Genomic DNA, 14,243 nt, shown 5'->3' with positions numbered 1-14,243 from the left:
CCATATGTGCAAATGATTGTTTCGGCACTCGAATCGCGGATGGTAGCTTGAAGGGGCAGCAACCTAAAACGATATATGGAGGTCAACGCAGTATGAAGAAAAAATCGTTTTCGATTCTGATGTGCGCGGTTTTGACGTTTAGCTTAATGCTCGCAGCTTGCTCAAGCGGGAATGGCGGGAGCAATAAGACGACGCCGGCACCTAGCGATGACAGCGGGGCTAAGACAGAAGAAACAGCCAAACCAGAGGTGGAGGAGAAACCGACCGAAATTACGATTATGCTTCCTCTTAACATCGCAGAGACACCGCCGGATACGATCAAGAATGAGCTGGAAAAGCTGACGAACACGAAGCTGACGTACCAATTCTTCCCGGCAGACACGTATGAGGAGAAGCTGAACGCCTCCTTTGCAACAGGCTCGCTGCCGCAGGTTACTTATTTGAAAAATCAAGCGACCTTCGTCCAAATGAAGGAAGCGATCCGTGACGGCCAGTTCTGGGAAATCGGGCCTTATCTAAGCGAGTTCCCGAACCTCGGCAAGCTGAAGGAAGAGATTTTGAACAATACGAAGGTAGACGGCAAGCTGTACTCGGTGTACATCGGCAGGCCGCTAGCCCGCCAAGGCGTTATTTACCGCAAGGACTGGGCAGATAAGCTTGGCATTGCCGCTCCGGCAAACGTGGATGAGCTGTATGCCATGATGGAGAAATTTACGACCGGCGACCCGGACGGCAACGGCAAACCCGATACGATCGGCTTAGCTGATCGCAACGATCTTATTTATGGCGCATTCAAAACCGTCTCCGCATGGTTTGGCACGCCAAACAACTGGGGCGAGAAGGACGGTCAGCTCGTGCCTGAATTCGCAACAGCGGAGTATGCGGCAACGATGGATTATATCAAAAAAATTCGTGATGCGAAGGCGATGAACGTAGATTTTGCCGCAACGAGCAAGACCGATCAGGTCAATATGTTTACGAGCGGCAAGGCGGGTGTATATATCGGCTCGATGCAGGATGTGGATTCTCTAGTGAAGGATCTGGTCAAAAACGTGCCGACGGCCGTTGTTGATACGCATAGCATGGTAGCCGGGCCAGACGGGAAAATGGCTTCATGGTCCATTCCAGGCTATAACAACGTAGCGTTGTTCCCTAAGTCCGCGATCAAGGATGAAGCGGAGCTGAAGAACATTTTGGCCTTCTTCGATAAGCTGATGACGCCGGAAGTGGCGAATATGATGTATTGGGGCATTGAAGGCACTCATTATACGGTAGTGGATGGCAAAGCAAAAGCATCGTCAGACAAAGAGCTGACGGAGCGCGAGGTCAAAGGCTTTAAGGACAGCGTCATCGGCGAGCCGGAAACGAATGGCATGCTGGAGGGATTCCACGAGCTTCCTGCCCGGATTCATGCGGAGCAGCTCATCATCGAGAACGAGAAGATCGCGGTTGCCGATCCTACAGCGCCGCTAGATTCGCCAACGTATACGGAGAAGGGCACGGAACTTCAGGAAATCATTAAGGACGCGACGTACAAATATATTTACGGGGCAATCGATAAGACAGGGTTCGACAAGGCGGTTGAGGAGTGGAAGAAGCGCGGCGGAGCTCAAATTATCGAGGAATACAATGCAGCGTACAAAAAATAACGATTAGCCGAGCTTAACGAGTTTGATACAGCAGCATTTGAGACTGTCCGGGCGACCGGGCAGTCTCCCCAACCTCCCGTGGAAAGGAAGAACCCCTATGCAGGATACGGTCATTCAGCAGGCAAGGGTGCCTCAGCCTAGAACAAGCGAGCTTAAGAAGCGCATATGGAAAAACAAATGGCTCTATGTCATGCTGCTGCCGGGCGTGTTTTATTTTATTATTTTCAAATATATTCCGATGTTTGGCCTTGCGATCGCCTTTCAGGATTATAAGCCGTTCAAAGGAATCGGCGGAAGCGACTGGGTTGGCTTCATGCATTTTGAGCGATTGTTTACGGAGCCAGATTTTTTGAACATTTTGACGAATACGCTGCTGCTGTTTGGTATGAATATCCTTTTCTTTTTTCCGGTGCCCATCATATTGGCGCTCATGCTTAACGAGGTTCGATTGTCGTTTTTCAAAAGAACGTTTCAGACGCTTATTTATTTGCCTCACTTTATGTCCTGGGTCATTATCGTGTCGATCAGCTTCGTCATGCTGACGTCGGATGGCGGCATCGTGAACGAGCTGCTTGCGTATTTTGGATTCGAAAAAGTCAATTTCCTGCTCAGTCCCGAGTGGTTCAGACCAACGTATATCATTCAGGTCATCTGGCGGGAAGCGGGTTGGGGAACGATCATATATTTGGCGGCAATCGCCTCCGTAGATCCTGGACTCTATGAAGCGGCGCGCATGGATGGCGCAGGCCGGCTGAGACAGGTGTGGCATATTACGCTGCCTGCGATTCGAAACGTCATCATTATTTTGCTTATTTTAAAAATCGGCGATGTGCTTGAGCTTGGCTTCGAGCATGTGTATCTGCTGCTGAATTCGATGAATCGGGATGTTGCCGAAATTATTGATACGTATGTGTATACGGCAGGGCTGCGGCAGGGGCAGTTCAGCTACAGCACCGCGATCGGCTTCTTCAAATCGTTTATCGGGCTCGTGCTTGTCATGGCAGCGAATAGGCTAGCGAGGAAGATGGGCGAGGAAGGCGTTTATTAAGGCAGGGCGTTTCTGCAAAAAAATTGAGGAGGGTTCAGCATGGTAGAGGACAAAACGCTCGGCGGCCGGCTTTTCCAGATGGTGAACTTTGCGCTGCTCGCCATTATTGCGCTCGTTACGGTGCTTCCGTTCCTGCATGTCGTTGCCGGATCGTTCACGACAAGCGCCGAGATGGCGATGAAGAAGTTCATTCTTGTGCCAACGATATGGAGCTTAGATGCCTACAAGTTCATTTTTTCGACCGATACGATTTTCCGCGCGATGGCGGTTTCGACTGGCGTTACGTTATTCGGCACGCTGTTCAGCATGCTCACGACTGCCTTGATGGCGTATGGATTGTCGCGGAGAGACCTCGATGGACGCAAGGCCATCATGTTTCTCGTCGTATTCACGATGCTGTTCAGCGGCGGGCTGATCCCAACGTTTCTTGTGGTGCGGGAGATGGGGCTGATCGATAGCTATTTGGCGCTTATTATCCCGTCGGCGATCAGTGCGTTTAACCTGATTATTTTGAAAAACTTTTTCCAAAACATTCCCGAGGGGCTGGAGGAATCGGCAAAAATAGACGGCTGCAACGACTTCGGCATATTGTTCCGCATTGTGCTTCCACTCTCCATGCCCGCTATCGCGACGATTTCATTGTTCTACGCGGTGACGTACTGGAACACGTATTTGAGCGCCATTCTGTATTTGGATGACAGCGCCAAATGGCCGATTCAAGTGCTGCTTCGCCAAATCGTCGTGCTTGCCAGCGGTCTGGATTACAGCTCTGATCTGGATGCTGCCGTGCCGCCGCCTGATCAGACGGTGAAAATGGCCGTTATCGTCGTCGCAACACTGCCTATTCTGGTCGTATATCCGTTCTTGCAAAAGCATTTCGCCAAAGGGGCTATGCTGGGGTCGATTAAAGGCTGATGGCAGGAGGATTAATGAATGTTCATGAGCAAGAACATGGATTTGGAACTGTTGAAGGATGGGTCCTTTTTATGGATTGTATAGATGAGCAGGTGCTGCTCGATCACTAGTAGCGAGCGCATCGAAACTTGCTGGATAATGGAGAGGAGACTAATGACGATGCTGACCGAACGGTTAACGACACCGATTGATTGGGCAAGAGCCGCTTGCGACTATTTAATGAGCGCTTATTTGCCGGAGGAGCTTCCTCCTGCGGGCCGCTGGCATTATCATCAGGGCGTATTTCTTTGCGGCATGGAGTTGCTATGGCAGTCGGAGCGGGATGATCGCTATGATGCCTACATCAAACGTTACGTGGATAAGCTGGTTGACGATCACGGCAATTTCGATTTTGCCCGCGATGAGCTGGATGCGATCCAGGCAGGGTTGCTGCTGTTCCGGCTTGATAAACGGAGCGGTGAGCGCAAATACCGAGCGGCGGCAGACAAACTGCGCTGTCTGTTCAACACGCTCAATCGCACATCTGAGGGCGGCTTCTGGCATAAGGACAAGTACGCCTACAATATGTGGCTGGACGGTCTATATATGGGCGGTGTATTTGCGCTAAAATATGCGAATGCTTACGGGGACAAGGGGCTGCGTGATATGGTGCTTCATCAGGAGCAGCTTATGCGCCGCTACATGCGGGATGAGAAGACGGGGCTGCTGTATCATGCATGGGATGAGAGCCGGCAGATGCCTTGGGCTGATCCCGAGACAGGCTGCTCACCGGAATTTTGGGGACGGTCCCTTGGCTGGTATGGCCTCGCAATAGCTCAGTTTTTGAATGAAATAGAGGTGGGCGAAGCAGGGCGCGCCGAGCTTGAACCTGTGCTTGCTGATTTCTCGCGGGCGCTTATTAAGTATCAGGATTCGGAGAGCGGGCTCTGGTACCAGGTAGTGGATAAAGGCCATTTGGCGGATAATTGGCTAGAGACCTCTTGCACCTGCTTGTTCGTTTACACGCTCGCTAGAGCCTATAAGCTTGGCCTAGTCGGGGAGGATTGCTTAGCTGCGGCAAAACGAGGATATGAAGGGCTTTTGCGTGTGGTGCAATATGACGAGCAAGGCGGCTTCATCCTGCCGGATATTTGCATCGGCACTTCGGCTGGCGATTACGAAAACTACGTCACTCGTCCAACTTGCGAGAACGATCTGCACGGCGTCGGCGCGTTCGTCATGGCATGCGTCGAAATGGAATCGCTTATGTAATGAGAAAGCTCTGCGGCTGTTGCAGCCGCAGAGCTTTGTTTGGAAATATGGAACTTATCGATCAACCTCCGTCAATCATCGGCAGAGGCAGATTAGCTTCACCTACATTGCAGTTTGTGCAACGGAACTGCACGGATACGATTGTGCATGTGCCTAGCTCTTCCTATCCTACAGCGAAGAACCAAACTATAGCACCTGCTCCAGAAACCGCGCGGCGCGCTCGCTTTGCGGCTTCGTGAAAAATTGCTCCGGATCCGTCCGTTCAACAAGCTTGCCGTCATCGAGGAAATAGATCGTATCCGCTGCTTCGCGGGCGAACTTCATCTCATGCGTCACGATCAGCATCGTCATGCCGCTGTCTGCGAGGCTGCGAATGACGTTCAGCACTTCCTTCACCATCTCGGGGTCAAGCGCCGAGGTGGGCTCGTCGAACAGCATAATATCGGGCTCCATGGCAAGGCTTCGGGCGATAGCTACCCGCTGCTTCTGTCCGCCTGACAGGCGCGAGGGATAGCTGTCCGCTTTGTCCGAGAGACCTACGCGAGCGAGCAGCTCCGTAGCTTTGGAACGAGCTTCCTCACCAGACAAGCCTTTAACTTGAGTGGGAGCAAATGTAATGTTTTCGATAACCGTCATATGCGGGAACAGATGAAAATGCTGGAACACCATGCCGATCCGCTGGCGAACGCGGGCAATGTCTGTTTTCGAATCGGTAATCGCCGTTCCGTCAATCGTAATCGTCCCGCTAGTTGGCGTCTCGAGCATATTTAAGCAACGAAGGAAAGTGGATTTGCCTGAGCCGGATGGTCCGATCAGCGCCACGACTTCCCCTTTTTCTACTGTCGTTGTAATGCCTTTCAGCACTTGGTTTTTGCCGAAGGCTTTCGTTAAGTCGGTAACATTAATCACTGCGGCGCAGCCTCCTTTCGAGCATACGGGCAAACGAAGTTAAGATAAGGACAAGCACATAATAAATAGCGGCAATAAATAATAGAATTTCAAAGGCTTTGAATGTGTCGGCGCGCACAACGTCTGCCCGGCGCATCAAATCGGTTACGCCAATGATAGAAACGAGCGATGATTCCTTAAGCAAAGCGACACATTCGTTCACGAGCGCCGGCAAAATCGTGCGCAGCGCCTGTGGGAAAATGATGCGCAGCATCATCGTCCGGTAAGGAACGCCGAGTGCGATGGCAGCCTCGCGCTGACCCTTGTCGACGGCCATAATGCCGCCGCGGATCGTTTCGGACAAATAGGCCGCTGAATTGAGACCAAATGCCAGACCGGCAGCCATAAGCGCAGGAATTTTATAATCGAATAATTGCGGGGTCGCATAATAAATGAGCGTAAGCTGAACGAGCAGCGGCGTGCCGCGAAATACGGATGTATAAGCGGTCGCGAACCATTCGAGCGGCTTAATGCCGGATATTTTGAACAAAGATAAAATCGTACCCCACACTAGCCCGAACAACGCCGAGACAATCGTAAAGAGCAAGGTGACGTAAACGCCTTTTAGAATATAGGGAATATAATCTTTAAGAATGCTGAAGTCGATATTGAGCAGATTATCGGACGCTTCCTTTTGTTCAGGAAACCATGTCTGCACTATTTCGTCAAGCTTGCCGTTTGCCTTCATTTCCGCAAGGACGCCATTAAATTCATTCACAAGGGGCGATTGCTTCGGAAATGCAAGGGAATAGCCATTATCTGCAGATTCGGCAGGCAGGAAATTCATCACTAATTCCGAATTAAGGTTAGTCATCTCGATAGCTACAGCGTCCTCAACGATAGCTGCATCGATGCGGTCGGAGTTAAGCTCTTGAATGAGATCAGGAATTTTATTGAGCTTTTTGAGCACTGCGCCTTCAATGGTTTCCGCATACAGATCCTGCGTGGAACCAAGCTGGGTGCCGATTGTTTTGCCAATGAGCGATTCTTCCGTCTCCAGCGGTGCTGCTTTCTTAGATACAATCGTATTCCGCGCAGCATAATAGCTGTCAGAAAAATCGACGCTCTGCCTTCGCTCATCTGTAGCGGACATTGCGGACATGACAAAGTCGACTCGGCCGCTTTGGAGCCCGGCAATAAGCCCATTGAAATCCATGTTCGCTATTTCCAGTTCATAACCGAGCTGGCTGGTGATATACTTGGCTATATCAATATCTAAGCCTACGATTTCACCGTTGTTCTTAGCGTCTACGCTCTCATATGGCGGATAATCCGCCGAGGTACCCATGATAAGCTTCTTTTTCTGTTCGGTGCCCGCAGTATCAGATGCGCTTTCTGCGCTTACGGAACTAGAGCCGCCTTTTCCCATAGGAAAGACTTGTCCAATGGCCAGAAACAGAATCGTTGCGGTTATGAGTGATAAATAAATGATTTTCAGCTTTTGTCGATTCATGTTGTCCTCTTTCTTCTTCATTAATTGTCTTTGGTGACTGTAACATTAGAAAGTATAGGGTGTTCGCTACCCTTTGTAAATAACCAATAAGAAACGATTCGTAACATTTTTGTAATTAGGGTATTCGTACTATGGTGAGAATTAACTGTTATAATATCCAGATACAATGAAATCTATTTAGATGCATGCAGCTTCAGGGCGAAACGGTGCCCTTCATAAGCTGTATTGGAAGATAGCAATTAAGGAAGGGAGGTGAATACATTGTTTGAGCTAGAGCTGCATGACGTCATACCGTATTTGATTTCGATCAGTCTGCTTTACTCCTTGGCTTATGCTTACGCTTCTTATTTGCATACGGGAGCTTATGAGTATTGGGAACGGAATCAAGTCATCAATATATTATATATTTCACTGCCGCAGGTTATGACCCATACCGTGCCGCTGCATCACTGGTTAGCCAGAAAGGTGAAGCGGAAGGAATCACCCGATGACGACATAGCAGATTGCTCCGCCTCGTTTGCTCAGCAACTTTCAAACAAACGAGGAGGATTTTTATGCAAAAGAGCAATGTATTCCCTTCATTAAAATATGGACGTCTGTTTTTGGCCGGCATAATGCTGGCAGTTTTACTTCTGGTAAGCGGCTGCAGTACGGCTAGCGGAACGATTGACGGCAATACGCCGGGAATATTTAACCACTATTTGATTTATCCGCTATCGGCAGTTATTCAATACCTCGCCGATCTGTTCAGCGGCAATTACGGTTTTGCGATTATCGGCATTACGCTTATTATCAGGCTTGTACTTCTGCCGCTCATGATGCGCCAATATCGCTCGCAAAATCTAATGAAAACGAAGATGGCTGTGCTGCAGCCGGAATTGAACCAGCTTAAAGAGAAGTACAAGAACAAAACGGATGCCGATTCCAAGCAGAAGATGCAGCAGGAAACGATGCAGCTGTATCAGAAGCATCAGGTTAATCCGCTTGCGATTGGCTGCTTGCCGATGCTCATACAAATGCCGATACTGATGGGACTCTATTCAGCGATCAAGCTGACGCCCGAGCTGGCGGATCATTCTTTCCTCTGGTTTAAGCTGGGCTCGCCTGATATTGTGCTTCCCATTATTGCGGCGATCGTTTATTTTGTACAGTTCAAGGTGTCGCAGACGGCGCAGCCGAACGCGAATGCCGCCCAGCAGAAGCAGCTTATGTTCATGGGCTATCTATCTCCGATTATAATGGGCGTTTTCGCATTGTCAGCGCCTGCAGCTATCTCGCTTTACTGGGTAACTGGCGGTTTGTTTATGATTGCACAATCCTATCTAGCCAAGAGAGTGTACACTCCGAAGGTGGAGGTTGCACTTAAAGGCAGCGTATAAAAGGGGACGATCAGATGTCAGTCGGTGTATTGGCTCATTTATTCGGAAGCCTGCCTTATAAGGAGCTTGCGCCAAAAGTAGCGGCAAGCGGCTTCGGCCACGTGCAGCTAGCTTTGTGGAAAGCGATTAGCGATGTTGATTTCAGCAAGCCCGGCAATCTAAGTCCGGGTCTTGCGAATGCAATCGGCGAGCAGTTCGATAAGAACGGTGTAGCGATCTCGGTGCTTGGCTGCTACGTGCATTTGTTCGATCGCAACGAGGAGGTTCGCCGCGCTAACGTGAATCGCTTCAAGGAGCTGCTGCGCTATGCAAAGTATTTTGGAGCGCCGATGGTGGCAGCGGAAACCGGACGAAATGAGGGCGGGGATTACACCGACCGCGACTGGTCTGTTATGAAAGCGACGCTTGAAGAGTTGGTCGAGGAAGCTGAGAAGTGGGGCGTATTTGTCGGGCTGGAAGCGGCCCACGGCCACTTGATTGGAACGGCTCCCGAGCTTGCTCGGATGCTGGAGGAGGTTCCATCCTCGAATATCGGTGTCGTGATTGATCCCGGTAACCTGCTGACAGCTGCTAATTTTACGAAGCAGGATCAAGTGATCGAAGAAGCGTTCGAGCTGTTGGGCGACCGCATTATCGCGGCTCACGCGAAGGATCGCACACTTCTGGAGAGCGGCGAATTGGCGACCGTGACGGCCGGCCTTGGCGCGATGAATTATGAGCTGTATATGAAGCTTCTGAATCAATATAAGCCGCATGTACACATCATTATGGAGGAAGCGAAAGAGCATCAGATGGCGCAGTCAAAGGCTTATATTGATGGGATACGCGGACGGGTGTAGATGGGGAAAACAGTAGACTGAGGGGAACCTGGGGCTGCTGTTTTTTTGTTTTTGAGGAGGTAAGCGAGTTAATGATTAAGCGTTGCTTGGGATATTTTGAAGCAAAGCAAGCAGCTTTGTTTTCGCATCAGCGGGAAAAATTCCTCGTAATACCTTACGTTTTGTCTGTATTTCTAATATGAGCTTGTTTTCGAAACGATCAGACTCCTTCAAATGATAAAGGACAATATCCGCCCACGGTAAAAGTCTATCGTTAATGTACACGCCGTCATTCCCAATAGAATAAGTTATATTTCCGCGTGAGATTATAAATGTAAGAAAGATGGGGTAACCATATGCAAACCAGTGATTATTAATCAAATCGCTTACTCCAAAGAAGAACATTAACCACAAAATCGTAATAACGGCTGCATAGGCCAGCACAATTAAAACTAACTTCCTATTGGCTACAAATAAAGTAGAGTTATAAATATGCATGATGTATTTGAAATTTTTGGTCATCCGATATTGTTTAAGTTCATAGTAGAAGCACCAAAGTACCATCAAACAGCTAGTCATATTCAATACTAATGTAAACAAAAAAATTGGATTCAATTCAATCACTCCTCGTTTGTTTACTGTAGAGAAGAGAATGGAAATCTTCGTGGGTTCGATTTATTTTTCCAAGCCACATAAAAGATATATGAAAACGATGGAATTAGAACTCCCATTAGAACAAGAAAACCAGTGAATCCGAGAGGGTATTTATCATCAAATAGTGCCATTATAGCACAAAATAAACCGAGCATTACAATGAATACAAGAAGGTTAAAGGCAGTTTTTTTATTAGGTTCAACTTTTTTTCGAATAAAATATAGTGCAAGCAGAAGAACAATAGCCCATGCAAACAATAAGGAATATAACATTATTCGTTTGTAATCCTCCTTAAAAATGCTATTCTTCATGCGGGCTCTCTTCTAGCAGCTATTCTTATTTTGTATAAGCTTTAGGAGATGCTGGGTTTTGTTATGTTCTATGTTTACTAGATTATATTTGAAAAGGTAGATTATGATCAATATGAAATATAATATCATTTTCCTGAATAGGATTTTCGTAGATTAATTTATAATATTTGGACATAATGAAATGTTACATGACTTATTCAGTTCATGAGATTAATCGGTAATTGTGAGAATCTATGTTGAATAAACCGGCCACATGTTCATGGAGAGATTCTTGGGCCAGTATGCGGAAATAAGGCTTGCAAAACGGCGTGCCTCTATGTCAAAATCGATGTAGATTCGCTTTAAACCTTTGTGGTTTCTTGTGCGAACCTGGCAACGAGTGTGGAAGAGACCGCGAACCATTTCGCCGTGGGTGTGGCTCTCATCACTCGTTTTTTCTTTGTTTACTTGCCATAAAGCATAGGCAAGCAACGTTTCCGCAGCAAAAAGCAGCTTCATATGCGCATGCTGGTGTGCTTCGGATGTCGAGTGGCACTTTTCAAAACCATGTTCTTGCTTGGCTGTGCGGAAAAACACTTCAATTCGCCAGCGCTTCCCGTATACTTCAAGCGCCTTCTTAGGCGCATCATGTCGGTTGCTAATGATCAAGTACGCCCCTCTGTAAGTTGCCGGTTCATCTTGGGCGTCTTCCCTTACTTTAACGATTTCCTCGTCTTCTTTAAGACGCATGGCGACAACGGCAGCGATGGGAACGAATCGTTGTTTCGTTACGGGCTGTCCTTTCCTTCCCTCGGCAAGATAAGGCATTTTCATATAGATATCGGACATAGCTATGGCAGACAGTCCATTTTCGGATGCAGATAAGCGCTTGTATCCATCCTGAATAAGCTGTCGCGCCGTAACAGGCACATACCGGTCACGACGTCCGGGGACCGTAACCTTTCGGTACAGTGCAGTATTACGCTTGGCTTTGGTTACCCAATCAAAGGAATGCTCTTGCAAGAAAACGAAAAAGTCTTTACATAAATACCATCGGTCCATCGCTACCCAGAGGCGGCAAGTGACCGACTCACGCAGCATGAGCAGCATTTGTCTGGCTAAATCAAACTTGGTTAAGCCGACCTCATCGTCAGGCACTTTATGCCAAGCGCGGTAGAACAACGGATATTCTAGTCCATTTTGGAGCACCGCCTGCAGGACAACGAGGTTCATACACCAGCTGTATGTTTTCGATGAAGAGTCCATGAGCCAGCACAGAAACGGTAGTTTCTTTGCATAGGGATGAGCGCTATGCGTAACATCCATGACGGTGCACCGCTTCGTTTGAATATCCCGGATTGTGTCAAGAGCAATGAAAAGTCGAACTTTTCCCAAAGCGATCGCAAGATTGGCGCTCCCGCGCATTCGCCTTGTGAAAGCTTACGAAATCGTGGATTTTCAAGGGTTTGTTTCACTGAAATCACCTAATATCTTGAGAGATATACCCGTTAGAAAAGGTATTCTTCGCGATTATTGGTGTTATTCCCAAAAGTCAAGGGGTTTTCAGGCTTTTAGCTTACATTTCTAATTTCCATCGCTTGGAATGAACTGCATAAGTCATGCTCAAACTCGAATGCTGGCCAGCGTTCTATAAAAAATTATTTATTGGAGGTTAATCAATAATGAAAAAAGGTATTATTGCAGCAATTTTATCTTTATTCGTGTTAGCAGCACTACCGATGAGTGCATTTGCATATGGAGCGGAAGTTCATAGAACAAATAATGATTGGGGAGCATATAAAGCCTCTCAAACTACGTTCCAAATGCCAGACTCCTGGAATATTAAATCTGGTACTTATCCAACTGTTTTTTGGACAATCGAAACGGGAGGCGGTACATCTAATAAACATTTCAATCTCGATTTTGGTTTACAGTATGATGTAAACAATAATGGTTGGAGATTTCAGTTCTTTGGCAATACAAACAACCGGATATGTTGCAAGCATGCAGCTTTGCAGAAATGGAGCAAATTTTTATGAAGGCTAAGCGGAAGTCGATCCTTCGAAAAACGCAGCTATCCATTGCGCTCAACGAAGAGGCAAAGGATGAATATATATTTATTTGCCTATATGAATTATAATCGTGGAGATGTTTGTTTGGGTCTTGTATCCATTTGATGATGAGGACCAGGAAAAGCTTACACCAGGCATTATAAGCAAAAAATAACAAGGGGCTATCCCGAAGGACAGCCCTTTAATTTATCTTGGCATTAAGGAAGGTCTGTTGTTAGTGATGCCGCTTTTCCCCAATATTCTCCATTAACATTAGTAGCGCCACCGCTGTTCCAGGTAAGTATATAATCTCCGGTACGCATGCCTTGTGGAAACCCACCTTCAAAGTTTTTCCATGTTAATGTACCACCAGCGGCAATTTTTTTACTGAAATACAGAAGACCAGTACTAACATGCTCCAAGTTTACAGTCACAATTTGGGTGCTATAGTTCTTCATAAACAACTTTATATGCCCGTAATTCGGGTTGATACTAAAGGGCCTTGGTACTGTTGCTTTACCAGTAGCTGTATCATGCCATTCCTTATCAACTGCCATAGGAGTGATTTCGATTTCCTCACTAGATATCGAATTTGCGGACGGGACCACTACATTATTTGCTGGTGCCGCAGATGCAGCTGTAATGGCTGCTGTCAAAGATAAAACAGATAAACCTACTAACAATGCGCTTTTTTTCTTCATAGCTTGAACTCTCCAAATCCATTAATATATATATTTTTTAGTACTAAGGTACTTTAACACAATTAATGAAAAAGGATCAACGTCAAATATTTTCCAAAACTTCTAAAAGTAGTAGGGAGATTAATTATCATACGTAGAATGTGCTTTCTTGTTTAAACTCGGTTCTCATGTGCATTTTAAATATAATGTTCTGGTCGAAAAGGTTGAGAAGCAGCGTAAAAAGGATAAATCTGTTGGTAAGCCAGTGACACCTACATATTTTGCCGAAAAGCTGGGTAGAGAGAAAAACTATATCAACAGTGATGAACTCATTATTTAAAAAAGGGATATTGGCGGTAGCCGAAACTGAAATTTATAAGGAAAAACAAATAGCAAACGAGGATCAGGAAGAAAACAAGGTTTATAACTCTCGTGTGTGGTTTGTAAATCCTAATATCTTGTGTTGTGCCCGAAGGAAGAAATTGATCATGGAACAGCAGCTATATTTAAAAATGCTCTTAAAAACATCGAGATTGAGGGCGAAAGAAAAAAATACAAACTACCAGTTAATCTAATTTAAGGGTGCCGAAAGGCACCTTTTTCACGTTTTAAAGGGTGGGTAAAATTTTACTCACTGGTGAGTAAATTATTACTCACCACAAAAGCACAAAAGATAATCGATCTATTGTGATTAAAGTAACATCCCATGAAGAACGGGGTAAGGGCAGCAAGAATCTCACCCTTGTCCATTGGCAAGCTGCTGGATTGCAAAAGCCATCTGTCGCACAATGCGCCATGTATGTTCCCCTTCTTCATCATAAAATTGATATATATTTAGGTACGCTGCATCCGGAGGATCTCATTAATGTGTTGGCTCAATTTTTAAATAAATCACAATGCTGGACATGAGAATAGAAATCTCTGGCCACGAAAAGAAGTTATACTGTGAGAGGTAAATTAACCATCATTCTGGATTTAGAGGACAAGTCAAAAGAAGACGAAAACGGGCTAGTCGATCATGTTGCTTTAGAAAATTCTATTCGGGACAGATTGAATGTAACAAATGTAACCGTTCATGCTTTCGAGGTTAAACCATTTAATAAATAA

Annotated in this window: 14 protein-coding genes; 9 read left to right on the top strand and 5 right to left on the bottom strand. The window is 46.6% G+C overall.

The window, feature by feature from the left end; all coding sequences use genetic code 11:
• The first annotated feature begins 92 nt into the window (after positions 1–92).
• The 4 genes from AC1TPC_RS06495 (at position 93) to AC1TPC_RS06480 (ending at position 4,863) form a co-directional block, all read left to right on the top strand.
• Positions 93–1,649, top strand: coding sequence for an extracellular solute-binding protein (locus AC1TPC_RS06495; protein WP_482066056.1), 1,557 nt, complete (start codon positions 93–95; stop codon positions 1,647–1,649).
• Between the two features lie 97 nt (positions 1,650–1,746).
• Positions 1,747–2,697 carry an ABC transporter permease gene (locus AC1TPC_RS06490; RefSeq protein ID WP_482066055.1) on the top strand — a complete coding sequence of 317 codons (951 nt, stop codon included), beginning with the start codon at positions 1,747–1,749 and terminating at the stop codon, positions 2,695–2,697.
• Between the two features lie 39 nt (positions 2,698–2,736).
• Positions 2,737–3,612: a carbohydrate ABC transporter permease gene (locus AC1TPC_RS06485; RefSeq protein ID WP_482066054.1), complete on the top strand. Its 876-nt coding sequence runs from the start codon at positions 2,737–2,739 to the stop codon at positions 3,610–3,612.
• 153 nt (positions 3,613–3,765) lie between these two features.
• The gene (locus AC1TPC_RS06480; RefSeq protein ID WP_482066053.1) at positions 3,766–4,863 is read left to right on the top strand and encodes a glycoside hydrolase family 88/105 protein; all 1,098 of its coding nucleotides are present in this window, start codon (positions 3,766–3,768) and stop codon (positions 4,861–4,863) included.
• Positions 4,864–5,049: 186 nt separating this feature from the next.
• Here the strand turns inward: AC1TPC_RS06480 and AC1TPC_RS06475 are convergent, their stop codons facing one another.
• Entirely contained in the window at positions 5,050–5,772 is a 723-nt protein-coding gene (locus AC1TPC_RS06475) for an amino acid ABC transporter ATP-binding protein (RefSeq protein WP_482066052.1), read from the bottom strand.
• The gene (locus AC1TPC_RS06470; protein ID WP_482066051.1) at positions 5,765–7,264 is read right to left on the bottom strand and encodes an ABC transporter substrate-binding protein/permease; all 1,500 of its coding nucleotides are present in this window, start codon (positions 7,262–7,264) and stop codon (positions 5,765–5,767) included. Before AC1TPC_RS06470 ends, AC1TPC_RS06475 begins: the two co-directional genes overlap by 8 nt.
• A gap of 261 nt (positions 7,265–7,525) precedes the next feature.
• On the opposite strand from AC1TPC_RS06470, the gene AC1TPC_RS06465 reads away from it, so the two are divergent.
• The 3 genes from AC1TPC_RS06465 to AC1TPC_RS06455 are packed head-to-tail and all read left to right on the top strand — an operon-like array spanning position 7,526 to position 9,482.
• Complete coding sequence (locus AC1TPC_RS06465) at positions 7,526–7,849, top strand: hypothetical protein (RefSeq protein WP_482066050.1); 324 nt, start codon at positions 7,526–7,528, stop codon at positions 7,847–7,849.
• Positions 7,819–8,643, top strand: a complete 825-nt coding sequence (gene yidC / locus AC1TPC_RS06460; RefSeq protein ID WP_482066049.1) for a membrane protein insertase YidC — start codon at positions 7,819–7,821, stop codon at positions 8,641–8,643. Before AC1TPC_RS06465 ends, yidC begins: the two co-directional genes overlap by 31 nt.
• A 14-nt stretch (positions 8,644–8,657) precedes the next feature.
• A complete protein-coding gene (locus tag AC1TPC_RS06455; RefSeq protein ID WP_482066048.1) occupies positions 8,658–9,482 on the top strand; it encodes a sugar phosphate isomerase/epimerase family protein in 825 nt (274 codons plus the stop codon).
• Positions 9,483–9,557: 75 nt separating this feature from the next.
• Here AC1TPC_RS06455 and AC1TPC_RS06450 read toward each other — a convergent pair whose 3' ends face one another.
• Positions 9,558–10,076 carry a DUF5673 domain-containing protein gene (locus AC1TPC_RS06450; protein ID WP_482066047.1) on the bottom strand — a complete coding sequence of 173 codons (519 nt, stop codon included), beginning with the start codon at positions 10,074–10,076 and terminating at the stop codon, positions 9,558–9,560.
• A gap of 581 nt (positions 10,077–10,657) precedes the next feature.
• Positions 10,658–11,731, bottom strand: a complete 1,074-nt coding sequence (locus AC1TPC_RS06445) for a transposase (protein WP_482066046.1) — start codon at positions 11,729–11,731, stop codon at positions 10,658–10,660.
• A 356-nt stretch (positions 11,732–12,087) separates the two neighbouring features.
• Here AC1TPC_RS06445 and AC1TPC_RS06440 point away from each other — a divergent pair, with 356 nt between their 5' ends.
• On the top strand, positions 12,088–12,444 hold the full coding sequence (locus tag AC1TPC_RS06440; protein WP_482066045.1) for a hypothetical protein: 357 nt from the start codon (positions 12,088–12,090) through the stop codon (positions 12,442–12,444).
• Between the two features lie 230 nt (positions 12,445–12,674).
• Here AC1TPC_RS06440 and AC1TPC_RS06435 read toward each other — a convergent pair whose 3' ends face one another.
• Complete coding sequence (locus tag AC1TPC_RS06435; protein ID WP_482066044.1) at positions 12,675–13,157, bottom strand: pilus assembly protein; 483 nt, start codon at positions 13,155–13,157, stop codon at positions 12,675–12,677.
• A 148-nt stretch (positions 13,158–13,305) separates the two neighbouring features.
• On the opposite strand from AC1TPC_RS06435, the gene AC1TPC_RS06430 reads away from it, so the two are divergent.
• Positions 13,306–13,476 carry a hypothetical protein gene (locus tag AC1TPC_RS06430; RefSeq protein WP_482066043.1) on the top strand — a complete coding sequence of 57 codons (171 nt, stop codon included), beginning with the start codon at positions 13,306–13,308 and terminating at the stop codon, positions 13,474–13,476.
• Positions 13,477–14,243 lie beyond the last annotated feature (767 nt).

This window comes from Paenibacillus sp. Y280, from assembly GCF_056786335.1.
This window is presented reverse-complemented; position numbering and strand designations above follow the sequence as displayed.